The 24,062-nt window shown below is 38.2% G+C and carries 32 protein-coding genes; 18 read left to right on the forward strand and 14 right to left on the reverse strand.

Annotated elements, in window-relative coordinates:
* The 9 genes from Q1553_RS04300 to Q1553_RS04340 all read left to right on the forward strand — a co-directional run.
* The coding region (locus Q1553_RS04300; RefSeq protein ID WP_300842776.1) for a DUF2972 domain-containing protein at nucleotides 1-99 on the forward strand (99 nt) is incomplete at its 5' end.
* Between the two features lie 205 nt (nucleotides 100-304).
* The gene (locus Q1553_RS04305; RefSeq protein WP_115551231.1) at nucleotides 305-1,579 is read left to right on the forward strand and encodes an amidohydrolase family protein; all 1,275 of its coding nucleotides are present in this window, start codon (nucleotides 305-307) and stop codon (nucleotides 1,577-1,579) included.
* 10 nt (nucleotides 1,580-1,589) lie between these two features.
* Nucleotides 1,590-2,423: a mechanosensitive ion channel domain-containing protein gene (locus Q1553_RS04310; RefSeq protein WP_115551230.1), complete on the forward strand. Its 834-nt coding sequence runs from the start codon at nucleotides 1,590-1,592 to the stop codon at nucleotides 2,421-2,423.
* Entirely contained in the window at nucleotides 2,423-3,685 is a 1,263-nt protein-coding gene (locus Q1553_RS04315; RefSeq protein ID WP_115551229.1) for an aminofutalosine deaminase family hydrolase, read from the forward strand. The genes Q1553_RS04310 and Q1553_RS04315 overlap by 1 nt, the downstream gene beginning before the upstream one ends.
* Complete coding sequence (locus Q1553_RS04320) at nucleotides 3,685-5,112, forward strand: phosphomannomutase/phosphoglucomutase (RefSeq protein WP_115551228.1); 1,428 nt, start codon at nucleotides 3,685-3,687, stop codon at nucleotides 5,110-5,112. Before Q1553_RS04315 ends, Q1553_RS04320 begins: the two co-directional genes overlap by 1 nt.
* Nucleotides 5,112-6,116: a dihydroorotase gene (gene pyrC / locus Q1553_RS04325; protein ID WP_115551227.1), complete on the forward strand. Its 1,005-nt coding sequence runs from the start codon at nucleotides 5,112-5,114 to the stop codon at nucleotides 6,114-6,116. The genes Q1553_RS04320 and pyrC overlap by 1 nt, the downstream gene beginning before the upstream one ends.
* A complete protein-coding gene (gene coaD / locus Q1553_RS04330) occupies nucleotides 6,116-6,658 on the forward strand; it encodes a pantetheine-phosphate adenylyltransferase (protein ID WP_297578164.1) in 543 nt (180 codons plus the stop codon). The genes pyrC and coaD overlap by 1 nt, the downstream gene beginning before the upstream one ends.
* A gap of 1 nt (nucleotide 6,659) precedes the next feature.
* Nucleotides 6,660-7,229, forward strand: a complete 570-nt coding sequence (gene tmk / locus Q1553_RS04335) for a dTMP kinase (RefSeq protein WP_115551225.1) — start codon at nucleotides 6,660-6,662, stop codon at nucleotides 7,227-7,229.
* On the forward strand, nucleotides 7,229-7,801 hold the full coding sequence (locus Q1553_RS04340) for a phosphoribosyltransferase family protein (protein WP_115551224.1): 573 nt from the start codon (nucleotides 7,229-7,231) through the stop codon (nucleotides 7,799-7,801). Before tmk ends, Q1553_RS04340 begins: the two co-directional genes overlap by 1 nt.
* A gap of 116 nt (nucleotides 7,802-7,917) precedes the next feature.
* Here the strand turns inward: Q1553_RS04340 and Q1553_RS04345 are convergent, their stop codons facing one another.
* Nucleotides 7,918-8,769 carry an HDOD domain-containing protein gene (locus tag Q1553_RS04345; RefSeq protein WP_115551223.1) on the reverse strand — a complete coding sequence of 284 codons (852 nt, stop codon included), beginning with the start codon at nucleotides 8,767-8,769 and terminating at the stop codon, nucleotides 7,918-7,920.
* A 148-nt stretch (nucleotides 8,770-8,917) separates the two neighbouring features.
* Between Q1553_RS04345 and Q1553_RS04350 the strand changes: the two genes are divergently transcribed.
* From Q1553_RS04350 to Q1553_RS04375, 6 genes are all read left to right on the forward strand, one after another.
* Entirely contained in the window at nucleotides 8,918-9,619 is a 702-nt protein-coding gene (locus tag Q1553_RS04350; RefSeq protein ID WP_115551222.1) for an MqnA/MqnD/SBP family protein, read from the forward strand.
* A gap of 133 nt (nucleotides 9,620-9,752) precedes the next feature.
* A complete protein-coding gene (gene ndk / locus Q1553_RS04355; protein WP_115551221.1) occupies nucleotides 9,753-10,166 on the forward strand; it encodes a nucleoside-diphosphate kinase in 414 nt (137 codons plus the stop codon).
* Between the two features lie 3 nt (nucleotides 10,167-10,169).
* Complete coding sequence (locus Q1553_RS04360; RefSeq protein ID WP_115551220.1) at nucleotides 10,170-10,550, forward strand: hypothetical protein; 381 nt, start codon at nucleotides 10,170-10,172, stop codon at nucleotides 10,548-10,550.
* Between the two features lie 3 nt (nucleotides 10,551-10,553).
* Nucleotides 10,554-10,709, forward strand: a complete 156-nt coding sequence (rpmF, locus tag Q1553_RS04365) for a 50S ribosomal protein L32 (RefSeq protein ID WP_115551219.1) — start codon at nucleotides 10,554-10,556, stop codon at nucleotides 10,707-10,709.
* A gap of 14 nt (nucleotides 10,710-10,723) precedes the next feature.
* Nucleotides 10,724-11,710, forward strand: a complete 987-nt coding sequence (gene plsX, locus Q1553_RS04370) for a phosphate acyltransferase PlsX (protein ID WP_115551218.1) — start codon at nucleotides 10,724-10,726, stop codon at nucleotides 11,708-11,710.
* Nucleotides 11,711-11,713: 3 nt separating this feature from the next.
* Complete coding sequence (locus Q1553_RS04375; protein ID WP_115551217.1) at nucleotides 11,714-12,724, forward strand: beta-ketoacyl-ACP synthase III; 1,011 nt, start codon at nucleotides 11,714-11,716, stop codon at nucleotides 12,722-12,724.
* A gap of 67 nt (nucleotides 12,725-12,791) precedes the next feature.
* Here Q1553_RS04375 and Q1553_RS04380 read toward each other — a convergent pair whose 3' ends face one another.
* The 10 genes from Q1553_RS04380 to apt form a co-directional block, all read right to left on the reverse strand.
* Nucleotides 12,792-13,352 carry a methyltransferase domain-containing protein gene (locus Q1553_RS04380; RefSeq protein WP_115551216.1) on the reverse strand — a complete coding sequence of 187 codons (561 nt, stop codon included), beginning with the start codon at nucleotides 13,350-13,352 and terminating at the stop codon, nucleotides 12,792-12,794.
* Entirely contained in the window at nucleotides 13,352-14,236 is an 885-nt protein-coding gene (locus Q1553_RS04385; protein ID WP_115551215.1) for a carbon-nitrogen hydrolase, read from the reverse strand. The genes Q1553_RS04380 and Q1553_RS04385 overlap by 1 nt, the downstream gene beginning before the upstream one ends.
* A 9-nt stretch (nucleotides 14,237-14,245) precedes the next feature.
* Nucleotides 14,246-14,395, reverse strand: a complete 150-nt coding sequence (locus Q1553_RS04390; RefSeq protein WP_181881603.1) for a hypothetical protein — start codon at nucleotides 14,393-14,395, stop codon at nucleotides 14,246-14,248.
* Nucleotides 14,382-15,071, reverse strand: coding sequence for a tRNA threonylcarbamoyladenosine dehydratase (locus Q1553_RS04395; RefSeq protein ID WP_115551214.1), 690 nt, complete (start codon nucleotides 15,069-15,071; stop codon nucleotides 14,382-14,384). Before Q1553_RS04395 ends, Q1553_RS04390 begins: the two co-directional genes overlap by 14 nt.
* Nucleotides 15,064-15,858, reverse strand: coding sequence for a 5'/3'-nucleotidase SurE (gene surE / locus Q1553_RS04400; RefSeq protein ID WP_297578155.1), 795 nt, complete (start codon nucleotides 15,856-15,858; stop codon nucleotides 15,064-15,066). The genes Q1553_RS04395 and surE overlap by 8 nt, the downstream gene beginning before the upstream one ends.
* Before the next feature lie 9 nt (nucleotides 15,859-15,867).
* The gene (locus Q1553_RS04405; protein ID WP_297578153.1) at nucleotides 15,868-16,731 is read right to left on the reverse strand and encodes a polyprenyl synthetase family protein; all 864 of its coding nucleotides are present in this window, start codon (nucleotides 16,729-16,731) and stop codon (nucleotides 15,868-15,870) included.
* Nucleotides 16,706-17,860, reverse strand: coding sequence for a PDZ domain-containing protein (locus tag Q1553_RS04410; RefSeq protein ID WP_298496283.1), 1,155 nt, complete (start codon nucleotides 17,858-17,860; stop codon nucleotides 16,706-16,708). Before Q1553_RS04410 ends, Q1553_RS04405 begins: the two co-directional genes overlap by 26 nt.
* A complete protein-coding gene (locus tag Q1553_RS04415) occupies nucleotides 17,860-18,171 on the reverse strand; it encodes a YbaB/EbfC family nucleoid-associated protein (protein WP_115551210.1) in 312 nt (103 codons plus the stop codon). The genes Q1553_RS04410 and Q1553_RS04415 overlap by 1 nt, the downstream gene beginning before the upstream one ends.
* The gene (panD, locus tag Q1553_RS04420; protein ID WP_297600707.1) at nucleotides 18,164-18,532 is read right to left on the reverse strand and encodes an aspartate 1-decarboxylase; all 369 of its coding nucleotides are present in this window, start codon (nucleotides 18,530-18,532) and stop codon (nucleotides 18,164-18,166) included. The genes Q1553_RS04415 and panD overlap by 8 nt, the downstream gene beginning before the upstream one ends.
* An 84-nt stretch (nucleotides 18,533-18,616) precedes the next feature.
* Nucleotides 18,617-19,171, reverse strand: a complete 555-nt coding sequence (apt, locus tag Q1553_RS04425; RefSeq protein ID WP_115551208.1) for an adenine phosphoribosyltransferase — start codon at nucleotides 19,169-19,171, stop codon at nucleotides 18,617-18,619.
* Nucleotides 19,172-19,330: 159 nt separating this feature from the next.
* On the opposite strand from apt, the gene Q1553_RS04430 reads away from it, so the two are divergent.
* Both Q1553_RS04430 and Q1553_RS04435 read left to right on the forward strand, forming a co-directional pair.
* Nucleotides 19,331-19,906, forward strand: a complete 576-nt coding sequence (locus tag Q1553_RS04430) for a thermonuclease family protein (RefSeq protein ID WP_115551207.1) — start codon at nucleotides 19,331-19,333, stop codon at nucleotides 19,904-19,906.
* A gap of 55 nt (nucleotides 19,907-19,961) precedes the next feature.
* On the forward strand, nucleotides 19,962-20,591 hold the full coding sequence (locus tag Q1553_RS04435) for a trimeric intracellular cation channel family protein (protein ID WP_297571436.1): 630 nt from the start codon (nucleotides 19,962-19,964) through the stop codon (nucleotides 20,589-20,591).
* A 97-nt stretch (nucleotides 20,592-20,688) separates the two neighbouring features.
* Here Q1553_RS04435 and ubiE read toward each other — a convergent pair whose 3' ends face one another.
* Genes ubiE through hemJ form a run of 3 tightly spaced genes read right to left on the reverse strand, consistent with a single transcriptional unit; the run spans nucleotide 20,689 to nucleotide 23,266 of the window.
* Complete coding sequence (gene ubiE, locus Q1553_RS04440; RefSeq protein WP_297571435.1) at nucleotides 20,689-21,408, reverse strand: bifunctional demethylmenaquinone methyltransferase/2-methoxy-6-polyprenyl-1,4-benzoquinol methylase UbiE; 720 nt, start codon at nucleotides 21,406-21,408, stop codon at nucleotides 20,689-20,691.
* On the reverse strand, nucleotides 21,398-22,828 hold the full coding sequence (gene argH, locus Q1553_RS04445) for an argininosuccinate lyase (protein ID WP_298496292.1): 1,431 nt from the start codon (nucleotides 22,826-22,828) through the stop codon (nucleotides 21,398-21,400). The genes ubiE and argH overlap by 11 nt, the downstream gene beginning before the upstream one ends.
* 9 nt (nucleotides 22,829-22,837) lie before the next feature.
* Nucleotides 22,838-23,266: a protoporphyrinogen oxidase HemJ gene (gene hemJ, locus Q1553_RS04450; protein ID WP_115551203.1), complete on the reverse strand. Its 429-nt coding sequence runs from the start codon at nucleotides 23,264-23,266 to the stop codon at nucleotides 22,838-22,840.
* A 132-nt stretch (nucleotides 23,267-23,398) separates the two neighbouring features.
* On the opposite strand from hemJ, the gene Q1553_RS04455 reads away from it, so the two are divergent.
* The coding region (locus tag Q1553_RS04455; protein ID WP_300842775.1) for an amino acid ABC transporter permease at nucleotides 23,399-24,062 on the forward strand (664 nt) is incomplete at its 3' end.

Raw genomic sequence — 24,062 nt, forward strand, 5'->3', positions numbered from 1 at the left:
AAAGAATTGAGCCATATCAAACAAATGCGTCCCGACATTGTAGAATCTTGGAAATATTATCAAGAGTTTGAGAGAATGTGTGAGGAGATGGATAAATAAAAGTAGTTGATTGTCCTTGTGAGATTTGGTTTATGGATTGCTACGAAGTTATATAATGCAACTTCTCGCAATGGCACAATGGAAACATTATAAGAAATTGTCTTGTCATTTTATTCCTTACAAGGTTTAGCAAATTTGCAATCTTAAAATTATTTTTTAGCTTAAATTTGCCATAATTGCCAAATTAATTTTAAAAGGGCGCGTGATGATAATCAAAGGTGCGATGGTTTGTGATGCAAATGGCGAACAAAGAGGCGATGTCCGAATAGAAAAAGGCAAGATTGTCGCAGTAGAGCGAAGCATTATGCCAAAGAGTGGCGAGGAGGTTTTGGGAGCAGATAATCTTATTTTGCTTCCGGGCGCGATTGATTTAAATACACGCGTAAGCAATTCAATTTTAAGCAAAGAAAATCTTTTGAAACTTTCCTGCAAAGCCGCACTTGGTGGAATTTCTCAAGCAGTCTTGATTCCAGATTGTAAGCCGACTTCAAGTAGTGAATTGGGATTGGAGCTACTCCACGCATTGAAAGATGAGTTTAAGGCGCAAATTTTGGGCATTTCAGACGCCGTGAATGTAGAAAATCCAAAGTCTTTAAATGAACTTGCGATTCTGCATAAGAAAGGAGCGAAAGGTATCTTTGCAAAATCCAACATTGATGGCAATCTGCTAAGACGTGCTTGCGAATTTGCACTAATGTTTGATGTGCCGATGTTTTTTTCTTGTGAGGACGAATCGCTAAGCGCAAATGGAGTGATGAATGACGGAGAGCTTTCCTCAAGACTTGGATTGCCCGCCATTCCAACCTTAAGTGAAACAAAAGAGGTTGCGCAAATGAGTGAGGTTGCAAGATTTATGGGTGTAAAAGCAGTTTTTTTGGCTCTCGCAACAGAGCGCAGTGTAGAAATTATTGAGGAAGTCAAAAATATTCATCTCAAATCTATTTCCAAAACCAAGACCCCACACCTTTTTTTGCAAACCTCCATTCACCATCTAATGCTAACAGAGAATCTATGCAATCATTATAACACCGCAGCAAAAATCAAGCCACCTTTGAAGTCCGAATCTACGCGCACAAAATTGCTAAAAAGAGTCAAAAGAGGAGAGATTGAGTTGATTACTTCTTTGCAATCTGCGAAGTCTCAAGCGCAAAAAGACCTTGCCTTTGAAGAAGCTGCCTTTGGTATAGATATGATTGAATGTTTTGTGCCGATGTGTTATACATTATTTGTTAAAAATGAGCGTATGAACTTAAGCGAGTTAAGCAAGATTTTAAGCTTGAATCCAGCTCGTGCGTTAGGTTTTAGCGAAAAAGGATTGATTGCGGAAGGTTACGATGCGGATTTGATTTTGATAGATCCAAAAGAAACTTGTGTAATGGATAATCCCGATTCGCCTTATAATGATTGGATTTTTTATGGCGTTGTGAAAGAAATGTTTGTTGAGGGAAAGCAGTGCTTAGGATTTTACACGCATTCTTGAAAGGAGTTGTATGGAAGCAAAATTATTTTTAGTTTATGAGAGATTTGAAAATTGGTTTTTTGGCTTTTTGCCTAATTTTATTAGTGCATTGTTTATTTTGGTTATTGGATATTATCTCTCTAGGATTCTGTCAAAATATATTTCAAAAGCTGTGATTAAAGCAACAAAAGATGAAACATTAGGAGAATTTCTAAAAAATGTTGTTTTTGTCGCAGTTTTGATTTTGACCTTTATCACTGCGCTTTCAAATTTGGGTGTGAAAACAACCTCTATTATTGCAGTTTTAGGAACTGCAGGTTTGGCAATTGCTCTTTCTTTGAAAGATTCTTTATCCAATCTTGCAAGTGGAATCTTACTCGTGGTTTTGCGTCATTTCAACAAAGGAGATACGATTTCTGTTGGCTCTATTACGGGTAAAGTAGATTCTATTAATTTGTTTCAAACTAAGCTCACCACTCCAGATAATCAAGTGGTGGTTTTACCAAATTCTAGTATTGTCAGTGCGCCTATTATCAATGTGAATGCAAATGCAACGCGTCGTATGGATTTGATTTTTGGCGTAGGTTATGCAAGCGATTTGCAAAAGGCGAAGCAAATCTTAGAAGAGATTTTAGAGCAAGAAGAAATTGTTTTGAAAGAGCCCGCACCTGTTATAGGTGTGAATGCTTTAAATGCAAGTAGTGTAGATTTGATTGTGCGTTTTTGGGTAAGGAGTGAGAACTATTTCACAGCAAATATTGCAATGCAGCAAAAGGTTAAATTGCGTTTTGATGCAGAGGGTATTGAGATTCCATACAACAAACTAGATATTAACCTAAATCAATCAATGGGAACGAATCCATAATGCAAATTATTGGCGCGGATTTTGTAGTGCTTTGTGATGCAGAATTTCGCGTCCTCAAAAGAGGTGGGGTTTGCTTTGAATCCGATGAAATTATCGCCATAGATTCCTATACTTCCTTATGCCAACAATACCCCGATATTCCAAGTCAATATTATGAATCCTGCGCTATCACGCCAGCATTAGCAAATTTACATTTACATTTGGAGTTTAGTCAAAATGAAGGAATCTTGCATTTTGGAGATTTTGGAAAATGGCTAGATAGCGTGATTGTGAATCGTGAAACTTTAATGCAAGAAAAATTAATGGGTGTTAATTTAAAAACTGCAATGCAACAAGGAATTACAGAATGCTTGCGAAGTGGTGTGGGGTTTGTAGGGGCAGTTTCAAGTTATGGATATGATTTGGAAGTTTTGGCAGATTCTCCTTTGCGTGTGCTTTATTTTAATGAAGTTATTGGTTCAAAAATAGAAGTTTTGGACATTTTGTTTCAGAATTTTCTTGCGCGTTTGCAGGATTCTAAATCTGTGCAAAATGAGCGTTTTATCCCAGCGGTTGCAATTCATTCTCCCTATTCTGTCCATTCAAAACTGCTTGAAAAAACACTTCAGGTTGCACAAAAGGAAAATTTGCCTCTAAGCGTGCATTTTTTGGAATCTCAAGCGGAGAAAGAATGGCTAGAAACTAGTAGCGGGTATTTCCAAAAGTTTTATCAAAAATTTTTTGGGAGCAATCCTAAATCTTTTTATGATGTGCAAGGTTTTTTGGAGTTTTTTAAGGATACAAAAAATATTTATTTTGTGCATTGTTTGGAAGCGGATTCTCAAATCTTAAGGGAAATTACCACAATGAAAGGCAAAATCATTACTTGCCCTAAATCTAATCGCTTGTTAAACTCCAAGCTCTTGAATCTTAACGCATTGCAAGAATGTGGGATTCCGTTTTGTTTGGGGACAGATGGCAAAAGCTCCAATAATTCTCTTTCTTTGTTAGATGAGTTAAAAATCGCCTTGTTTGCATATAGTGATATGCCTTTAGAGTATCTTGCGAGGGAATTATTGCTTAGTGTAACGCGCAACGCATTTTTGAATACCGATTGGAAGCTTGGAGAATTAAAAGTCGGAAATTTTGCTGATTTTGCTGTGTTTAAAATCCCCAAAACAGAGGAATTTTTAGCGCAAAATTTAATTTTATATGTTAGAGAGGCATTTGCGCTTTATATCAAGGGAATGGAAGTTTTGGAAAATTTACAGGAGAGGGAATAATGCAAAAATTAACGATTTTTAGAGAATACGATATTCGCGGAATCTACAATGAAGATTTAACACGAGAAAATGTTACGCGCATTGGTTATCTTTTGGGGCTAGAATTGCAAAAAAGGGGAGGCAGAAATTTGGGTGTGGGTTATGATGCGCGTGTGCATTCAGAAATCATCTTTGATTGGTTTTGTCAGGGTGTTTTTGCAAGCGGAGCTTGTGCGTATAATCTAGGGAGGATTCCAACTCCTGTGGGATATTTTGCCTTGTATAGTGAGTTTGAAGTACAATCGCAGACTTTGCAACTTGAAGGAAGTGTGATGATTACAGGTTCGCATAATCCTCCTAAATACAATGGGTTTAAAATTACTCTTTGCAAAGAACCATTTTTTGGTGATGCAATTTATGCGTTAGAAAAAGACTTTTACACACTTGAGTTTGAGGAGGTTGCCAAAAAGATTCCAAAAAATACAATTCCTCAAAAGCTGAATGTCTTAGATTTGTATGTGGATTATTTGGCAAATGAGTTTGCGCATTTAAAAGGGTTTGATTTACCTATTTCTATGGATTGTGGGAATGGAATCGCAGGGGTTGGAATCGCACGCATTTTGGAACGTTTGGATATTCGCTTTAAAGGATTATTTTTGGAGCCTGATGGGAACTTTCCTCACCACCACCCAGACCCTAGTGAAGAAAAGAACTTGCAAGACCTCAAAACAGAAGTGGCAGCAAGAGGTGGAATCGGGTTTGCCTTTGATGGCGATGGGGATAGATTGGCGGTGATTAAACATACACGAGAGGGAGGAAAAGTCTATAAAGGCGATGAGCTTGCGATTATTTTTGCACAAACGATTCCACACCCTATTATAATTGGTGAAGTGAAATGCTCATTAAATATGTATGAAAGCATTGATAGAATCGGACAGAGTATAATGTATAAAACAGGGCATAGCAATTTGAAAGTTAAATTAAAAGAGAGTGGTGCGCATATGGCATTTGAAGTCAGTGGGCATATTTTCTTTAACGATAGATATTTTGGGTATGATGACGCAACTTATGCAGCTTTACGTGTTATAGAATTGCTGAAAACAAAGGGCTTAGAGTTTGATAAAGTCCTAGAATCTTTGCCTAAACTCTATTCTACTGATGAAATCAAAATTCAAACGAGTGAAGAAGAAAAATTTGCGCAAGTAGAACGATTAAAAGAGATTTTAAACGATGTTTCCAAACTCCCTGCAAATTTCCCTAAAATCGTTAAGATTATTTCAATTGATGGAGTGCGTGTGATTTTTGAAGAAGGTTGGGGGCTTGTGCGGGCAAGCAATACCACACCTGTGCTTGTAACGCGTTTTGAAGCCAAGAGCAAGGAAGCAGTTGCAATGTATCAAAGAGCACTTTTAGCACTACTAGACAATTTCAAAAAAGAGGAGCAATAATGGAGCAAATCGTCTTGCAATCTCCCTTTGATATGCACTTGCATTTAAGGGACGGAGAGATTCTTGAAAGTGTCGCGAAATTTACTGCACAAAGCTTCAGTGGTGCGCTTGTAATGCCAAATCTCAATCCACCGATTCTAAATGTAGAGGACGCGCTTGCCTATCAAAAGAGAATTTTAAAGGCTTGCGGAGATGAAAATTTCAATCCAATGATGTCTTTATATCTCACAGAAAAATTAGACAAAAAAGAGCTTCAAAAGGCAAAAGAAAAGGATATTCTCTTTATTAAACTCTATCCAAAAGGGGCGACAACAGGAAGCGAGAATGGTGTAAGCGAAATTCTTAATACGAAAATTTTAGAGATTTTAGAGATTGCGCAAGAGCTTGGGCTAATTTTGAGTATTCACGGAGAGAGTAATGGCTTTGTTTTAGAGCGAGAAGCGGAATTCCACGCGGTGTTTGCAGAACTTGCGGAGACTTTTCCGCGCCTAAAAATTATTTTTGAGCACTTGAGTGATAGACGTTCTATTGCTGTGGTAGAAAAATATGACAATCTCTATGCTACACTGACTTTACACCATATTAGTTTGAGCTTAGAAGATGTTATTGGAGGAGCATTGAATCCTCATTGTTTTTGTAAGCCTATTTTAAAGACACCAAAGGACAAAGATGCTTTGTTGCAGATTGCCTTAAGTGCGCATAAGAAGTTTTCTTTTGGTAGCGATTCTGCTCCCCATTTGCAAAGTAACAAAGAAAATGCCAAAGGTGCGGCAGGAATCTTTACTGCACCAATTTTGCTCCCGGCACTCGCGACGCTTTTTGAGACACATAAAAGTCTAGAAAATTTAGAAAACTTCATAAGCGGTAATGCACAAAAAATTTATGGAATCCGCGCAACTGACAAGCAAGTAAAGTTGATTAAAAAACCAATGACAATTCCGCAAGTCATAGAGGGAATCGTCCCGCTTTATGCAGGAAAAACCCTTGCGTGGAGCTTTGGCTAATGTCAAAAATCGCAGTGTATCCTGGCACTTTTGACCCGATTACAAAAGGGCATTTAGATGTGATTGAGCGCGCGTGCAAGCTCTTTGATGGGTTGATTATTGCTGTTGCAAAATCAGATAGCAAACACCCTTTATTTTCTCTTGAAGAACGCGTCAAAATGGTGAATTTGGCGATTAAGGATTCCAAAAATATTTCTTGCAATGTGTGTGTGCAACCTTTTAGGAATCTCATCGCGGATTTTGCAAAAGAAAATAATGCAAATATCCTTGTGCGTGGGCTTAGGGCGGTAAGTGATTTTGAATATGAATTGCAAATGGGATATGCCAATGCGTCTTTGAATCGTGAATTGGAAACAATTTACCTTATGCCCTCGCTCCAAAATGCCTTTATTAGCTCCACGGTGGTGCGTTCTATTCTTTTACACGGAGGGGAAATTGCGCATCTTGTGCCAAATTCTGTTAAGGTGCATATTGCAAGTTTGCCTCATTTTGTGGATTGGAATGCGGAATCCAAAACGAAAGATTCCCTCTTAAAGGATTAAGATGTATTGTGCGATAGAGGGAATTGACACGAGTGGAAAAAGCACACAAATTGCAGCTCTAAAAGAGATTTTTAAAGAAGCCCTTTTCACTTTTGAGCCCGGCGCGACAGAGATTGGCAGAGAGATTCGTTCTACTTTACTTGAACACGATTTGCATTGCACATCAAAGACAGAAATGCTGTTGTTTTTGGCTGATAGAGCAGAGCATAGTGAGAGAATCTTAAAACCAAATGCAGATAAACTCATCATTAGTGATAGAAGTTTGATTTCTGGAATTGCTTATGCGAAAGACTTTGATTTTGAGATTCTGCGCACTTTGAATTTTTTTGCCACGGGCGGAATTGTGCCTAATAAAGTTGTGTTATTGGAATTGACGCAAGAGGTTTTAGAGGAGAGATTGAGCGCAAAAAGTTGGGATAAGATAGAAAAGCGTGGAATCTCTTATTTGCTTGAACTTCAAGAAGCCTTGAAAGAGGTAATTTTGAAGCTTGAAATAGAATCGCTTTTGTTGCAAGCGGATTTATCACGGGCAGAAATTACTGCAAAAATTGTGGATTTTATAAAGAGCTAATGCGCTGTCTGCTCTGTGGAAATTGGACATTTTATACTTTCTGCAAAAACTGCTTTAATGCAATCCATATTACTCCGCGATATAGAGAAATAAAGGGCTTTAAAATTTATAGTTTCTTTGCTTTTGGCGAGATTGAGTATCTGCTACACGCTAAATATCAAGTGATTGGTAGTAAAGTCTATGGAATCTTGGCAAAAAAAGCAAGTCAATATTTGAAAAATACTCTAGAGATTCCGCTTAACGCTTATGCTGTGGGAATTGATGATAAAATCAGCACACAAGGCTACGCACATAATGCAATTTTGTTGTATCATTTAAAACAGGTGGGATTGACGCCACTCTATCAGACATTATACGCCAAAAACCCTGTATCTTATGCAGGAAAAAGTTTGAAATTTCGTCAAGCAAATCCGCGCAATTTTTGCCTTAAACGCAAGGTAAGGGGCAAAGAAATCGTATTGGTTGATGATATTGTTACAACAGGCTTAACGCTAATGGAGGCAAAAGAATGTTTGGAATCTAATGGTGGAAAAGTTTTAAATGCTTTTGTCTTAGCAGACGCGAGAAACTGAAAGCAAACATATTAAGAGCAAGAGCAATAAAAGAACTTATTTAATTTCCAATTATAAATAAGGACAAGAATTCAACAATTGCGACATTCTGCAAAAAATCTCGCAATTGTGCTATGCTAATCATCTTTCATCAAGTTGTCTTTAGCAGCTTGTGGAAGTTTGGTTAGAAAATTTCCCATATTAAAATCCACTCCTTGATTGGTGGCTTCATTGACAAGCGCAATGGCTTTTTTAGAATTAAAAGAGCTTAAGGGATTGTAGGGTTCGAAAAGACAATTTGTAACTGCTAGTGCGTAGGCATTCTTTTTGATTTCGCTAGAAGAAGCGTGTGGGTTTTCAATATGGGTAATGCTTTGGATTAGTCTTTCATCAAACTTCCAATGGTCAAATAAGAATCCTAGAAATGCCACATGATCAATACCGCAATATTGATTCTCTAGTTCGGATACATTTTGAAAATTATTTGTTTGATTTTCGGTTAAAAATTCCTTCGCTTTGCCTGACTTTAGGAGCATATTTGCAAGCAAAATCATTCCTAAACGCAAAAGCATAGCGCATGGCACAAGCTCATTGGAAAGTGCTTTGTCTTCTTCTTGAAGCCAAGTAGAGATGAAATCCACTTCATTAGAACAATTAGCTAAAAATACTCCTGTATCTAATCCATAAGGAGAAACATCAATAGAAAAATTAGACCGAATAGAGTTCGCCAAAACAACATTTTTGATATTGCTAATTCCGAGCAACGAGACAACTTGTTGAATTGTAGAAACTTGATGAGAAAATCCATAAAATGGAGAGTTTGCAAGACGCAAAAGCTCACCAATTAATAAGGGGTCTTTAGAAATGATAGCAACAACTTTACTAATCTCCAAATCTGCTCCGCTAGAATCAACATATTCTTGTAGTTCCATCACTGTTTTAGGGAGCGGTGGGAGATCATTAATAGTCTCTAAAAGTAAAGGATTCATTGAAAACTTCCTCTATTTCTAAGGTATTTTTTGTAAATAATTTTTTATTGTATCGTATTTTTAGTAACACATTACTTAATTAAAGTTTCAAAAATAACATAAAATTGTGAATAAATGGTAAAATAATCAGAAACTTTTAGGAGATTTTATGCGCTTTGGAAAAATTGATTACCTTAATCTTTTGCCTTTTGAAACTTTTGTGCGGGCATATCCTAAGCCATCGCATTTTCAATTATTTTATAACAAAAAAAAATCTTATCCTGCAAAGTTGAATCGTGAATTTTTGTTTGGGCGCATTGATGCGGGATTTGTTTCATCTATCACGGCACTTAGGGCAAGGAGAGAGCGTTTTTGGGCTTCGCAAGTTGGAATCGTAGCACGCAAGGAAGTTTTAAGTGTAATTTGCTTGCCAAAGGAAAAGGGAGAAGATTATCAATCTGCGACCTCTAATGCGCTTTTAAAAGTTCTTGGTTTAAAGGGACGTGTATTAATAGGAGATAGAGCACTTGTAGAGGTTTTGAAGCAGAAAAGTAACCATCAAAAAGATTATGTGGATTTGGGCAAGTTTTGGGTAAAAAAGGAACATTTACCTTTTGTTTTTGGGAGATTGTGCGTCAAAAAGAATCATTCTTTTTATAAAAAATTAATCCATTCTTTTTATAAAAAGCATATTAAGATTCCACATTTTTTGCTAACAAAAGCTGCACTTAAAAGCGGAATTTCAAAACAAGAGATATTACAATATCTCCAAGTGTTGTCTTATAAAATAGACAAAAAAGCAAATTTTGGCGTGGAAAGATTTTATAGAAATTTAAGGATTTTAAAGATTAAAGCACCACGGAGATTTTAGGATTTCTTGTGTGGGAATAAATATGGAATCCAAAATAAAATGACATTTAATAAAAAATGCAGGTTATTTTGAATATAATATATCCTTTTATTTTAAAATATGCCCCAAAAGAGTGGGGCTTTTAGGAGTAGCAATGGAGCAAACATTATCCATTATCAAGCCTGATGCGGTGAAAAAAAATGTTATTGGAAAAATTGTTGATCGCTTTGAAAGTAATGGGCTAAGAATCGCAGCAATGAAAAAAATCAGACTTAGCCGATGCGATGCAAAAGATTTTTATGCAGTGCATAAAGAGCGTCCCTTTTTTGGCGAGTTGGTAGATTTTATGGTAAGCGGACCAGTTGTGGTTATGGTGCTTGAAGGATTGAACGCGGTAGCAAAAAACCGCGAACTAATGGGTTCAACTAATCCAAAAGAAGCAGCACCCGGCACCATTCGCGCGGATTTTGCAGAGAGTATTGATGCAAATGCAGTGCATGGAAGTGATAGTTTGGAAAATGCTAAAAAAGAAATTGCATTTTTCTTTGCTACAAAGGAAATTTGCTAGTTAATGCATAAAATTGCTTTCACAAAGGCATTTCAGAGTTGCAAGAATGGAGAAAAAGTCCGATTTTGCATTGAAGAGAATCAAGTCAAGTTGGAGGGTGTTTTATCTTGTGATAAAAGTTATCCCGATATGCTTAAACTCAATGGAATCTTAAGCGGGGTAATCACTCTTGTCTGTGATTTGAGTGGAGAAGAATATCAAAAAATACTAGAAGAGCCTGTAGGATTTTATCTAAGTGATACAATTGTGCATTTAGATAGTGAGCATTTTGAAGAAATTGTGGAATGCAAAGAGGGCAAGATTGATTTTGAAGAAATTTTACAGAGCGAATTAGAGATGATTCGCTGTGATTATCATATTAAAGAAAATGAATTTAAGGAGTAAAAAATGGCAGTACCAAAAAGACGCGTGAGTAAAACAAGAGCAGCAAAACGAAGAACACATTATAAAATTACATTAGCAGTTCCTGTAAAAGATAAAGACGGAACATGGAAAATGCCTCATCGTGTAAATAAATTTACTGGAAAATACAAAAATAATTAATTGGAATCTTACAGATGAGAATTGCCGTTGATGCAATGGGTGGCGATTTTGGCTCTTCCCCGCTTGTGCAAGGTGCTTTACAGGCATTAAAAGAACGAGATTTTGCACTTGTACTCGTTGGGGATGAGCAGGTTATTGCGCCACTTATTCCTGCAGAATGCAAGCAAAAGGTAGAGATTGTGCATTGCACGGATTTTATTACAATGGAAGAAGGTGCAACTTCTGCACTCAAGCGCAAAGAAAGCTCTATCTATCTTGCAATTGAAATGCTTAAAAATAAACAAATAGACGCAGTGGTTTCTGCTGGGCATAGCGGTGCAACAATGAGTCTTGCAACTTTAAAGATAGGACGTTTAAAGGGTGTTTCTCGTCCCGCAATTTGCACGCTTATGCCACGTATAGATGCACAAAAAAGTTTAGTAGTAGATGCGGGCGCAAATGTTGATTGCAAACCAGAGAATCTCTTTGAGTTTGGAATTATGGGACACGAGTATGCAACTGCGATTCTTAACTATCCTAAAGCACGGATTGGTTTGTTGGCAAATGGAGAGGAAGAATGCAAGGGCAATGAAATGACAAAAGCTGCCTTTGACCTTTTAAAAAAACATCCAAGCTTCATTGGGAATATTGAGGGAAACAATATCTTTGACGCAAATGTAGAAGTAATTGTGTGTGATGGATTTGTCGGTAATGTTGTGCTAAAAACAAGTGAGGGAGTGGCGGATTCTATTATTTTTTTGTTAAAGAAATATATTAAATCCTCTCCTATTGGAATCTTTGGTGCATTGTTTATGAAAAATGTATTCAAAAAGCTTAAAAAACAAATTGATTATGCGGAATATGGAGGTGCGCCACTTCTAGGAGTAGATGGGAATGTCATCATTTGCCACGGAAAAAGTAATGCAAAGGCGATGAAAAATGCAGTTTTTCAAGCAATTTTAGCGGTTGAAAATAATGTCAATGACAAAATTTTAAGTGCTTTAGAGAAATATAAGATTTAAGAAATGTCAGTAAAAATACCAATTTATGCGTCTTTAAGTTCTATTGGTGCGTATGTTCCTAGTAGAATCGTGAGTAATGAGGACTTATCTAAAATTGTTGAGACGAGTGACGAATGGATTACGAAACGCACAGGCATCAAAGAAAGGCGATTTGCAGAGGACAATGAAGCAACAAGTGATTTGGCAACCAAAGCCGCAAGAATCGCAATAGAGCGCGCACAGATTGATATTAGTGTGATTGATGCGGTGGTTGTTGCTACAATCTCTCCTGATTTCTTTTGTATGCCCTCAACAGCGTGTGTAGTGGCAAATAACTTAGGAATCATCAATAAACCTGCTTTTGATATTGCAGCGGCTTGCAGCGGATTTATCTATCTCCTCTCTCTTGCAAAATCTTTCATAGAATCCCAGACTTACAAAAATATCTTGATTATTGGTGCGGAAAAGATTTCAAGTATTTTAGATATGGAAGACCGTAGCACTTGTGTTTTGTTTGGTGATGGAGCGGGAGCTGCGGTTATTCGTGCAACAGAGGATAAAAGCCTTAGCGTATTAGATGTGCAGTGTGCTGCAAATGGGCAATATCAAGAGCTTTTGATGACACCAGGTTGTGGCAGTCGTTATCCTGCAAGTGCTGAAATTTTGAGAGAACGTTTGCAATTTATCAAAATGAAAGGCAATGAGACTTTTAAAATTGCGGTAAAAACTTTGACAAAAGATGTGGTAGAGATTCTACAAAGAAATCATCTCTCCAAAGACGAGATTGATTTTTTTGTCCCACATCAAGCAAATTTACGCATTATTTCTGCAGTAGGAGAGGCATTGGGATTCTCAAGTGAAAAAGTCGCCCTCACTGTGCAAAAATATGGCAACACTTCCGCTGCTTCCATTCCTATGGCTATCAATGATTTATACGAAAGCGGTAAAATCAAGCAGGGTTCAAAACTGCTTTTGGACGCTTTTGGTGGTGGCTTGACTTGGGGTTCAGCGATTCTTGCCTTTGGCGGTCAATGATTTTATTGTGGGTAGTGTTTTTGCTTGTTGCAAATGTCAATACAAAATCTTGCTACAAATAAATGCGTTAGTTCGCTCTGCCAACCAATCTAGCTACCAAAGCCAATGAGGAATCTTTGGCGCGCGGAATCAAAGTTTCTTCATAAAATAGAATCTCTAAATCCAAAAAGGCGTGTAAAAGTTCGTTTTTGTGTAATAAATGGCTAGAATCACTTGCAAAGGCATTGTGCGATTCTATCTCGCTTTTGGCAAAAGTTTCAAAGACTAAGATTCCACCTTTTTTTAATCCCTCACACATCAAAGGAAACAATCTTCGCTCTAAAAAATAGCTATTGCAAATAATATGATAGTTTTGTGGCAGAATCTTAAAAGAATCCAAATCTGCGCAATGCGCGTAAATATTGCGTTCATTTTGCAAAGAAGTAATCGCAAAGTCAGAAATATCTATGCTTTCTACCTCAAACCCACAATCTCGCATAAAGCGCGAATTGCGTCCCATACCGCAAGCAATGTCTAGTGCCTTGCCTCGTGGGGCTGCGGTAATGAATTGACGCAGCAGAGCAAGAGGCTCACTCGGAATCGGATTGTTTTTATGACGCAGATTCCATTTGTCTTGGTCGCTTTGCATTAGTCGCAGAATCTTTTGAGAATCTCTTGATAGGAATCAATGCGTCTATCACGCAAAAATGGCCAAATCCTACGCACTTCCTCACTTCTTTGCTTGTCCCATTCAAAATACAAAATTTCTTCTTTTTCTACGCTTCCAAGTGCAAGCAATTCGCCTTGCGCTCCATAGGCAAAACTAGAACCCCAAAAAGTGATTCCCTCCATTACTCCGCTTTTGTCTGCTTCAAAACCTACGCGGTTAATCGTTGCAACAGGGATTCCATTTGCGACACTATGTCCGCGTTGCACTGCCATCCACGCTTCCCTTTGCCGTTCTTTTTCATCAGCTTTATCACTATTGAACCAACCAATTGCAGTGGGATAGATGAGAATCTCTGCTCCTTTTAATGTCATAATGCGTGCGGCTTCAGGATACCATTGGTCCCAGCATATAAGCACCCCGAGCTTGCCTAAGCTTGTGGTAATAGGCGTAAAATTCAAATCTCCGGGCGTAAAATAAAATTTCTCATAGAATCCCGGGTCATCTGGAATGTGCATTTTGCGATATTTTCCCGCAATGCCTCCATCGCGCTCAAACACAACTGCTGTGTTGTGATAAAGCCCCGCACTTCTTCGTTCAAAAAGTGAAGTTACAAGCACAATTTTATTGTTTTTGGCAATTTGACTGAAATATTCGCAATCCGCTTCAAAACTCAACGCATAATCAAAAAAATCTACATTTTCACTTTGGCAAAAATATTCTTGCGTATGAAGTTCCTGTAATAAAACTAGTTGCGCTCCATTTTGTGCAGCTTCTTTTATCATTTGCGTGCTTATTTGCTGTGTAGAGGATTTGCTACCTTTATAGGATTGTTGGATTAAAGCAACTTTGATTTTGGATTCCATTTTTACTCCTTAGTAGTCTGTGTCCTCGTAATCTTCCTCTCCGCTATCGTAATCGTCCTCATCATAGAGGAATTTATCGCTATCTTCATACTCTGAATTGTAGCCGTCGTATTCCTCATCCTCAAACTCTTCGCAATTTTCGTCCTCAAAAATTTTCATCTTTTCTCCTTTTTAAAATCATTGCAATTGCTTCGCTCGCCAAACGTAGCCCAAAACTTGCTGTTACTCCGCTGAAACTCCCAAGCTCTTTACATTTTGGCTCTTCTGGGCTAAAGGCTACCATAAAACTGCCTTTAAAACCTTGCTTTTTCAGTCCTTCGCGAAATTTTCTTGCAAATTTGTCCCCATAACTTTTCCAAATTGGCGCAAATTGAATCTGTGAGGGGTCTAGTTTTTTAGCACTTCCCATAGAAGAGAGCAAAAGAGGTTTTGTGGGAGATTCGGGCTGATTTGCGACTTTAAGCGCAAGAGCAATTTTTGCGTCAATGTCGTCAATCGCATCTAAAACAATGTCATAAGCAGTAAAGTCAAATTGTTGAATAAAGTCTCGTGTGATTTTTGCATCAAGGGGAATGACACCTTGATAAATTTCAGCAAGAACTTCTACTTTTTTGCGCCCGATTCCGCCTAAAGAGCCGATTTGGCGGTTTTGATTGCTTGGCTCGAAACAATCAAAATCTATAATGCAAATTTCACCGATTCCTGTGCGATAAAGGCAATCTAACGCAAATCCCCCAACACCCCCTACGCCAAGAATAAGGGCTTTGGAATCTTGTAGCTTTGCTAAGCCCTCTTCTTTGAATAATGGTAAAGTTCTTACAAATCTTTTATTCATTGAATCCTCCGCTAATCCAATCCTCTAAAGTGCGTAATCGATTCCTTGCGGTAAAATCAAGGGTAATGGGAGTGATAGAAACATAACCATTTTTGGTCGCTTCAAAGTCAGAAGTTTCGTTGTTTTCTCGTTCATTCCATGCAAGAGGATGAAGCCCAAGCCAATAATATTCCTCTCCGCGAGGATTTCGATGTACATGCGCATCGTTGCCATAGGCTCGGATTCCAAGTTCGGTAATTTTAAATCCCTTGCAGTCTTTAGGAGAAATTTGTGGAATATTGATATTTAAAAATTCTCTTGCATCTAGAGGATATGTGTGATTTAGGATTTTTTTGGCTATTTTGTAAATACTTTGTTTTGCGAGTTCAAAATCAAATCCAAAATAATTTTTATCTTGCAAGACTTGTGAAATAGCAATAGATGGAATCCCGTGCAGAACGCCCTCCATTGCAGCACTTGCTGTGCCAGAATAGCTGATATCCTCTCCCATATTAGAGCCAATATTGATTCCGCTCACAATTAAATCCGGCATAAATCCCTCTTGGTAAAGCGCATTTAAAGAAAGATAAACACAATCCGTAGGGCTTCCGTCCTCTAGCTTGTAGAAATCATCTTCTATCTCCACAAAACGCAAAGGGCGGGTGAGTGTCATTCCGTGCCCACAGGCAGATTTTTCACTTGCGGGTGCTACAATCATAATGTGTCCAAGTGGGCTTAACGCACTTTGAAGTGCTAAAAGTCCCGGAGATTGATAACCATCGTCATTGGTGATTAAAATGCGTTTCATTACTGCTTCTTAAAAAATAAAATAATGACTTAAGAGTTCATTCAAAATTTTGTTGGCTTTTGGGTTGAGCGTTTTAAATTGTGTCAAAATAGAATCCGATAGATTTTTTGCTTCCTTTTTTGCGCCCTCTAATCCCAATAAATTTACATAGCTATTTTTATCAGTATCGTGCTGTGTGGGTTTGCCGGCTTCTTGTTCGCTTTGTGTGGTATCTATGATGTCATCACGAATTTGAAAAAATAATCCCAAGTCTAATCCTAATTTGTAAAGAGATTTACGCGTCTTTTTGTCGCAATCTGCAAGGATTCCACCCATTTGTAGGCTTGCTGCAATCAGCTTGGCTGTTTTGTTTAAATGAATGAATCTTAGTTGTTTTAGCGGAAGTTTTTGATGTTCAAAATAACAATCTAGTGCCTGTCCTAGCACCATACCATAGATTCCGCCATTATAGCTTAGACATTGGATTAATTTAACCTTTGTTTTTGGTTTTAGTTTTGCTTTTGTAAGCAGATAAAAAGCGTGTGTATTTAGCCCATCGCCTGCTAGAATCGCACTTGTTTCGCCGTATTTTGTGTGGAGTGTTTGGCAACCTCTGCGCAAGGGTGCATCGTCCATTGCAGGTAAATCATCGTGGATAAGTGAATAAGTATGTAGAATCTCTAATGCAAGTGCAGGGGCAAAAGCCTTTTCTAGCATTTTGGGTTTATAGCTTGCGACAATGCTTAAGAGCAGTTGAGGACGGAATCTTTTACCGCCATTTAAAACCATTTCCCACAAGGCATCTTCAAAATGGGGGTGAAAACTCGCAACTTTAGGAGCTTGATTCTTGACATAATGTTCAAATCTATCAAAGACTAAAGGCATTAGATTCATTTAAAAGTCCTTGTATTAAGCTATCTTGCGTATTTGTGGGTTGTGCTTTTTGATTGACATTGATAAAAAATTGGAAATCATCTCGCGAAATCAACCATTTTTGCGTTTTGTCTGGAAATTTACCAAGCAAGCGAATAATTGCATCATAGCCTTTTGGAACAATTTGCTGATTGACGCGCAAGACTTTGTCGCCTACTTTTAAACGTTCAAAACCATTTTTGGCATAAGGTGCGACAGAGGTTACCACAAAATCGCTATTGACTTCAATCCCTACGCGCCCTAAAAAATCTTCTTTTAAGAGCATTCCTCCACGTCTTTTATCCACACGCGCCTGCAACTCCATTACTACTCCATTGCGTGATATACGCACAGGCACGCTTTCGCCCTCTTTTAAATCAAAGACTACACGATGAAAATGTGCAACATTTGGAATCGCTTCGCCATTAATTGCCATAATAATATCTCCATACGCAAAGGGATTCGCGCTGAAAAATGGGTCAATGAGATTAACTTCCACTCTATCCTCACTATTTTGAAAAACGCGCACTCCAATGTCTCCATAATAAACAGAATCACTATAAACAAATCGCTCTAAATAGGCTTTTTCAATAAATTGATTTTTACCAATCCCAATTCCATAGATATGATCGCAAACCGTGCTAATAAGGCTATTTTGAAAGGTTGGAGTGTTGAGCGTTGCATAATCAATGGGGCTTTGCATACGCGTTTGAATTTTGCCACTCACGCCCTCTTGCGGTAGAATGCTTGCCATTTCGTCCTCTAGGATTTCTTTATTGATAGAACGCAAGGAGATGGGGAGTAATTCATTTTTAGATTCCAATAAATACATTCCGACAAATGGGTCGTGTTTTAGGATTTTATAACCTTTGGGTGTGGAGTGTGGAGAATAAACAAAAAGGGCTACTTTGGAGGGCGTCAAGCTGATTTCAGATTCTTTTGTAAAATCCCCTAGTCGTTTGATTGCGATTCCATAAGTGTTGCCTACGCGCTCCATTGAAAGAACCGCCTTTTGTTTGCAAGCTTCAAAGTCGTATGCAACAAGTGGCAAATTCAATACAATGATTCCATATCCTAACCAACAAAGTTTTTTGAAATTTATTAAATTCATCATAACCCCTTAAATGGAAACTCTCCTAAATTACCCAACATTCCCATCGCCATATTTTTGCGATTTTGCTCCACACTCTTAGAAATGTCATTAAACGCACTCATCAGCAGAATTTGTAGGGATTCCTTGTCCTCTAGCAAAGAATCGTCAATGCCAATATCAATGACTTCTCCCTCTCCATTTGCTGTGATATGAACTAATCCCCCACCACTTTTGGCACTGAAAGTCAAGTTTTTACTCTCTTCTTGCGCTTCTTTAAGCTTTTCTTGTAGGTTTCCAAGTGTTTTGGCAAGCTCCTGCGGGTCAAACATTTTTCAACTCCTTTTTAATTGCGATGATTTGGTTTTTTTCATCTACTAGCACAACTTTTGGTGTATAAGTTGCAAGTTCTTCTTGCGTATAGGTGGCATACGCCATTACGATGATTTTATCTCCTATTTGCACCTTGCGTGCTGCTGCACCATTTAGGCACATATCTCCCTTTCGTCCCTCTATCACATAGGTTGAGAATCGCTCACCATTGTTGATATTGACAATATCTACCTTTTGTCCCTCTTGAAGTCCTGCGGCTCTCATTAGTTCAATATCAATGGTGATAGAGCCTACATAATTGAGGTTGGCATCGCTCACGCTTGCTCGATGAATTTTGCTATATAACATTGTGAGATTCAATTTAAAACCTTTTTAAGAATTTTAACACATTTTGTCCAAAATATTTTTATTTCATATTTTTAGAATCTTTAAATAAAGATTTTCTTATAAATCCAAAAGTGTATAAATCGGAACAATTTTGCGCAAATTTTCTGCGCCTTTTAGGGATTCTAAATTTAAAATAAAGCAAGATTCCAAACAATTTGCTCCCGCTTGTTTAATGAGATTGACTGCGGCGACTGCCGTGCCACCTGTGGCAATCAAATCATCTATTAAAAGCACATTGGGGGATGGATTCTTTGAATTTTTAAACGCATCAATATGGATTTCAATTTCACTAAATCCATATTCCAAAGAGTATTTTTCAGAAATCGTTGTATAAGGCAATTTGCCTTTTTTGCGAATCGGCACGAATCCAACTCCTAGTGCGTAAGCCAAAGTTGCACCAAAAATAAAGCCACGACTTTCAATCGCGGCAATAAAATCAATCTTAAAAGATTCATAATGTGTCTTAAGATGAGAGATAATAAAATGAAAAACTTGTGGATTGTTTAGAAGTGTTGTAATGTCGTAAAATAAGATTCCAGGTTGTGGATAATCCGAAATCGTGCGGATAGAATCAAGCAATTTTTTTTTGTCGTCTTGGGTGAGTTGTTGCATATTTTTCCTTTTAAAATCATAAATTCCCGAAATCTTAACGCGTTTTATCTTAATGTGTCAAGAATTTAAGTTTTGTTTGGATTAAAATTTGATAAAAGTGGAAGTTTGCTACAATTTCAAACAAAATATAAAATGCTCTTTTAAAGGCAGAATCTTAAAATGCAAAATCAAAAATTGCTTAAAAATCTTTTTGTTCTTTTATTGGGCTTGTGTTTGGCAAGTCCAAATCTCTTTGCCTTTGCAACACCTCCTATTAGCAGACAAGCACTGATGAAGCATATTTTTGCGCCCACACTTTTTAGTATGTATAGCAAGGACTATGGAATGCTTTATTGTCAGCTTTATGGTGTCGCTGGTGTAAGCAAAAGCTTCAAAAATGACACTTGCGAAGTAAGTGCAAGAGCGGTTAAGGAAATGCGACATTTTGCGATGCAATACACGCGCAATAAGGTTTTTTTGGAGCAGCAATATCGTTTGGGCTATAAAAGCGGTTGGTGTTTTTTGCAACGCGGGGGGAATCTCTTTAATGCGGAGTTAGTGCGTGATGGTTATGCGGTGGTGCAGTATTTTGATGTTACAGAATCCGCAGTGTTAGCAGATTTGGAAGTGCTAGAAAGCATTGCAAAGGCTGAAAAGCGCGGATTATGGAAAGAGTGGAGTAAAGAAATGGAATGTCTGAAAAGAACTTTGCAAGAGATTGCCAAAGAAACATTAAGCAAAGATTCCGACAAATAAATTGCGCAACTTTTCATATGGAATCTTAAGGAGATAAAATGATGTTGGGGTTAAAATGCTTTTGACGAGTTTATATATTGTAGGAATTACTGCAGAGGGAATGAGCGGGGCGTTAGCAGCAGGAAGGCATAATATGGATTGGTTTGGAGTGGTTTTTATCGCTTGTGTAACCGCGATTGGCGGAGGTTCTATTCGTGATGTGCTTTTTGGGCATTATCCTCTTACTTGGGTGGCTCACCCCGAATATTTGCTCATCGTGTGTTTTGCGGCAATTTTGACGACAAGGATTCCTTATTTTGTTGCTAGATTTGAGCGCACTTTTTTAGTATTAGACGCTATGGGGCTTGCGGTCTTTAGTGTAATTGGCGCGCGTGTGGGGATAGATTTGCACCCAAGTGGAGCAATGGCGGTAACAGGAGCAGTCATCACGGGAGTGTTTGGCGGAATCTTGCGGGATATTTTTTGTGCGAGGATTCCGCTTGTATTCCAAAAAGAGCTTTATGCTAGCATTTCCTTGCTTGTAGGCAGTTTATATGTAGTTTGCGAATGGATTAGTGCGAATTATTTTGCAATGAATCAGAATCTTATCATTATTGCTTGTCTTTCTATTGGCTTTGTTGCGCGCTTGGTTGCAATTCGTTATCATTTGGGGCTACCAACCTTTAAATATACACCTAAATCGTAGTAGAATCCTTTATCCTGCCTTGTTGTAGGATTTTATTGTGGCTTTTTGTAAAAGATTCAGTCGCAAGGACGCAGTAAGAAACTCTATGAGGATAAAATCAAAGCCTTTTAGCAATAAATAAGGTGCAAACATTTGCAGAAAATGCTTTGGTATAAAGAGGCATAAAACCTACTTCTTGTAGCTCGCTATTCAGCTTTTCTGCGGTGAGAAATTCTTCAATGGAATCAGGCAAGTAGCGATAAGCGCGATAGTTTTTAGAAACGATTCCACCTATGTAAGGTAGGATATTTTTGGTATAAAATCCCATAAGTTTTTCCAAAAGCGTGGGATTCTCACATTTGGTAAATTCTAAAATCACTAAGATTCCATTTGGTTTAATCACCCGCGCAAACTCCTCTAAAGCGCGTTTTCTTTCTACGACATTGCGGATTCCATAGGCAATACTTAAAATATCCTTACTTGCGTTTTCTAGTGGGAGTTCTTTTGCTTCACATTGCTTAAATTCTACATTGGGAAGTTTTTTGCGTGCGACATTCAGCATTCCCTCACTTGGGTCTAGTCCTATTATACTTTGAATTCGCACATTTTCTTTGAGTGTATTTTTGTGCCAATGGCTTATCATATCTCCCGTCCCGCAAGCAACATCGGCAATATTTAACGCGGATAGGGATTCTTGTGGCAAGTTTCTAAAGGCAAGCTGACAAGCTTTTTGTCTCCAAGCAATATCTATTCCGCAGCTCATCACGCGGTTTGCCAAGTCATAGCTTCCTGCAATATTGTCAAACATTGCAATGATTTCTTGTTGCTTATTTTGCATTTTGGGGTTCCTTTGAGTCTTGTAATGCTTTTTTTGCAAGTTGCAACCAAGCTTCCAAGCTCTCAATCTGTGTTTTTGTTGCCTGTGTGGAAGTGCCACCATAGGAGTTTCTGCTATTCATAGAAGCCTCTAAATCTAGGCTTTTGTGCGCCTCTTGTGGAATCGCGCTATCCACACTGCATAATTCCTCCGCACTTAAGTCGCTTAAGTCCTTGCCTAAGGATTCTGCAAAGGCGACTGCTTTTCCTGTGATATGGTGCGCCTCTCTAAATGGAATCCCACAAGTCTGCACGAGAAAGTCTGCTAAATCTGTTGCGCTTAAATGTCCTTTTTTGCAAGCTTTGAGCATAGAATCTGTATTGATTGTCATTGTTTGTAAGGTGTCTTTGAGGATTCTTAACGCAATGCTTAATGTCTCAAAACTATCAAATACGCCCTCTTTATCCTCTTGCGTGTCTTTGTTATAAGCAAGCGGTAAGCCTTTCATTACTACCAAAAGCGAGAGGAGATTACCATATACGCGTCCGCTTTTGCCGCGCAAAAGCTCTGGAACATCGGGATTCTTTTTTTGTGGCATTATGGAGCTTCCTGTGGAATACGCGTCGCTTAGGGTGATGAATTTAAATTCATAGCTACTCCACAGCACAAGCTCTTCTGCAAGTCTTGAAATGTGCATTGCAATCATAGAGCAATCATAGAGAAAATCTAGCGCAAAGTCTCTATCGCTCACGGAATCTGTGGCGTTTAATGTCGGTGCAATAAAGCCTAAAGTTTGTGCAGTGAAAAATCTATCTGTCGCATAAGGAGTGCCAGCAAGAGCTGCTGCACCTAAAGGACAAAAATTATTGCGTCTAAAAGAGGATTCCAATCTTTCAAAATCTCTTGCAAACATACTGACATAAGCACACATCAAAAAGCCAAAATTCACAGGTTGGGCGTGTTGTAAGTGTGTCATACCCGGTAACATTGTTTGTGTGTGTTGTTTTGCAATTTCTAGTAAGGCATCAATGAGTTCTAAAAGGAGCGCACGTAAATTGTCGTTGGAATCTAGCACAAAAAGCCTAAAATCAAGGGCAACTTGGTCGTTACGACTGCGCGCAGTGTGGAGCTTTTTGCCCACCTCACCGATGATTTGTGTCAGTCGCTTCTCCACTGCCATATGAATATCCTCATCGCTAAGGATAAACTCAAATTCCCCTCGCTCCATTTCCTCTTTGACTTGCTCCAAGCCCTCACAGATTTTCTCTGCTTCGCTTTGTGTGAGGATTCCACATTTTGCTAACATTTTAGCGTGTGTTTGTGAGCCTAGAATATCTTGTTTGTAGAGCTTTTTATCAAAGGGCAAAGAGGCGTTAAATTCATCTAAAATTTCTGCTGCACTCGCGCTAAATCTCCCACCCCAAAGTTTTTGGTTTTCCATATTTTTGCCTTAAAAAGGTTTGAGAATAACTAAAATCGTGATAAAAATAATAGCGAGGGTTGGCACTTCATTGTAAGCACGGAAAAACTTACCACTTTTAAAACAGCGATTCTCTCTAAAAGCCACCAAAAAACGATACAAGCTATAATGGTAAGCAAGTAAAAGAGCTATAATAAGGAACTTCGCGTGCATCCAGCCACCTTTTAGCCAAGTGGGTTCTAAGACAAGCAACCATATCCCAGAAATCAATGTGCAAAGTAGCGCGGGATAGCCAATAAAGTTAAAGAGTTTTTCCTCTTGAATCTTGACGACTTCTACAAAGCCGGTGTTGTCTAAATGCTCCGCGTGATAGACATAAAGTCTAGGGAGATAAAATAGCATCGCCATCCACGATACAAACGCCACAATATGAAAAATCTTTACATAAAGATATGTCATAGATTACTCCTTACAAACTGAAAGTCAGAATTGTATCAAAACAGACTTAAAGTCAAGCGAAAAATTAATTATCTTTTTTGTATAATCCGCGACAAATTGCTAAAATAATTGAAATTTATATGAGGATTTTATTTGCACGAGTTGTTTTTGAACCTTGATGTTACCTTTATGCAAAATGCGATTCCAACCTTTGCTAAAGCTTTGTGGCTGACGCTGCATTTATCTTTTTTTGGAATCTTATTTTCTATTCTTTTGGGGTTTTTGATTGCTTTGGCGCAATATTATAAATTGCGTTTTTTCACTGCATTAATGCAAGGCTACATTGAGCTTTCGCGCAACACGCCACTACTCATTCAACTTTTTTTCTTATATTATGGATTGACGCAAATCGGATTCCACTTAAGCGGATATGCTTGCGCCCTCATCGGTGTAGTGTTTTTGGGCGGAAGTTATATGGCGGAGTCTTTTCGCGCAGGATTGGAATCTGTGGGCAAGATTCAATTAGAATCCGCACGAAGTTTAGGGCTTAATGAATGGCAACTCATCGCCTTTGTTGTGTTGCCGCAAAGTCTAATGGTGAGTTTGCCCTCTATTGCTGCAAATGCAATTTTCTTGCTCAAAGAAACTTCGGTTGTCAGCGCGATTGCTCTAGCAGATGTGTTGTATGTAACCAAAGACTTAATCGGCAGTTATTATAAGACAAATGAAACTCTGCTTTTACTCGTGCTTTGCTATTTGGTGGTGCTTTTACCTTTGTCCATTTTGTTTTCGCTTTTGGAACGACACTATAAGCGGT

This window comes from Helicobacter sp. UBA3407 (assembly GCF_949747025.1).
GTDB classification, from domain to species: Bacteria; Campylobacterota; Campylobacteria; order Campylobacterales; family Helicobacteraceae; genus Helicobacter_D; species Helicobacter_D ganmani.

What these genes read in the sequence shown, in the direction of transcription:
- Q1553_RS04305 (WP_115551231.1), top strand. Translation starts at nt 305, where the DNA reads ATGATAATCAAAGGTGCGATGGTTTGTGATGCAAATGGCGAACAAAGA.
- Q1553_RS04310 (WP_115551230.1), top strand. Translation starts at nt 1,590, where the DNA reads ATGGAAGCAAAATTATTTTTAGTTTATGAGAGATTTGAAAATTGGTTT.
- Q1553_RS04315 (WP_115551229.1), top strand. Translation starts at nt 2,423, where the DNA reads ATGCAAATTATTGGCGCGGATTTTGTAGTGCTTTGTGATGCAGAATTT.
- Q1553_RS04320 (WP_115551228.1), top strand. Translation starts at nt 3,685, where the DNA reads ATGCAAAAATTAACGATTTTTAGAGAATACGATATTCGCGGAATCTAC.
- pyrC (WP_115551227.1), top strand. Translation starts at nt 5,112, where the DNA reads ATGGAGCAAATCGTCTTGCAATCTCCCTTTGATATGCACTTGCATTTA.
- coaD (WP_297578164.1), top strand. Translation starts at nt 6,116, where the DNA reads ATGTCAAAAATCGCAGTGTATCCTGGCACTTTTGACCCGATTACAAAA.
- tmk (WP_115551225.1), top strand. Translation starts at nt 6,660, where the DNA reads ATGTATTGTGCGATAGAGGGAATTGACACGAGTGGAAAAAGCACACAA.
- Q1553_RS04340 (WP_115551224.1), top strand. Translation starts at nt 7,229, where the DNA reads ATGCGCTGTCTGCTCTGTGGAAATTGGACATTTTATACTTTCTGCAAA.
- Q1553_RS04345 (WP_115551223.1), bottom strand. Translation starts at nt 8,769, where the DNA reads ATGAATCCTTTACTTTTAGAGACTATTAATGATCTCCCACCGCTCCCT.
- Q1553_RS04350 (WP_115551222.1), top strand. Translation starts at nt 8,918, where the DNA reads ATGCGCTTTGGAAAAATTGATTACCTTAATCTTTTGCCTTTTGAAACT.
- ndk (WP_115551221.1), top strand. Translation starts at nt 9,753, where the DNA reads ATGGAGCAAACATTATCCATTATCAAGCCTGATGCGGTGAAAAAAAAT.
- Q1553_RS04360 (WP_115551220.1), top strand. Translation starts at nt 10,170, where the DNA reads ATGCATAAAATTGCTTTCACAAAGGCATTTCAGAGTTGCAAGAATGGA.
- rpmF (WP_115551219.1), top strand. Translation starts at nt 10,554, where the DNA reads ATGGCAGTACCAAAAAGACGCGTGAGTAAAACAAGAGCAGCAAAACGA.
- plsX (WP_115551218.1), top strand. Translation starts at nt 10,724, where the DNA reads ATGAGAATTGCCGTTGATGCAATGGGTGGCGATTTTGGCTCTTCCCCG.
- Q1553_RS04375 (WP_115551217.1), top strand. Translation starts at nt 11,714, where the DNA reads ATGTCAGTAAAAATACCAATTTATGCGTCTTTAAGTTCTATTGGTGCG.
- Q1553_RS04380 (WP_115551216.1), bottom strand. Translation starts at nt 13,352, where the DNA reads ATGCAAAGCGACCAAGACAAATGGAATCTGCGTCATAAAAACAATCCG.
- Q1553_RS04385 (WP_115551215.1), bottom strand. Translation starts at nt 14,236, where the DNA reads ATGGAATCCAAAATCAAAGTTGCTTTAATCCAACAATCCTATAAAGGT.
- Q1553_RS04390 (WP_181881603.1), bottom strand. Translation starts at nt 14,395, where the DNA reads ATGAAAATTTTTGAGGACGAAAATTGCGAAGAGTTTGAGGATGAGGAA.
- Q1553_RS04395 (WP_115551214.1), bottom strand. Translation starts at nt 15,071, where the DNA reads ATGAATAAAAGATTTGTAAGAACTTTACCATTATTCAAAGAAGAGGGC.
- surE (WP_297578155.1), bottom strand. Translation starts at nt 15,858, where the DNA reads ATGAAACGCATTTTAATCACCAATGACGATGGTTATCAATCTCCGGGA.
- Q1553_RS04405 (WP_297578153.1), bottom strand. Translation starts at nt 16,731, where the DNA reads ATGAATCTAATGCCTTTAGTCTTTGATAGATTTGAACATTATGTCAAG.
- Q1553_RS04410 (WP_298496283.1), bottom strand. Translation starts at nt 17,860, where the DNA reads ATGAATTTAATAAATTTCAAAAAACTTTGTTGGTTAGGATATGGAATC.
- Q1553_RS04415 (WP_115551210.1), bottom strand. Translation starts at nt 18,171, where the DNA reads ATGTTTGACCCGCAGGAGCTTGCCAAAACACTTGGAAACCTACAAGAA.
- apt (WP_115551208.1), bottom strand. Translation starts at nt 19,171, where the DNA reads ATGCAACAACTCACCCAAGACGACAAAAAAAAATTGCTTGATTCTATC.
- Q1553_RS04430 (WP_115551207.1), top strand. Translation starts at nt 19,331, where the DNA reads ATGCAAAATCAAAAATTGCTTAAAAATCTTTTTGTTCTTTTATTGGGC.
- Q1553_RS04435 (WP_297571436.1), top strand. Translation starts at nt 19,962, where the DNA reads ATGCTTTTGACGAGTTTATATATTGTAGGAATTACTGCAGAGGGAATG.
- ubiE (WP_297571435.1), bottom strand. Translation starts at nt 21,408, where the DNA reads ATGCAAAATAAGCAACAAGAAATCATTGCAATGTTTGACAATATTGCA.
- argH (WP_298496292.1), bottom strand. Translation starts at nt 22,828, where the DNA reads ATGGAAAACCAAAAACTTTGGGGTGGGAGATTTAGCGCGAGTGCAGCA.
- hemJ (WP_115551203.1), bottom strand. Translation starts at nt 23,266, where the DNA reads ATGACATATCTTTATGTAAAGATTTTTCATATTGTGGCGTTTGTATCG.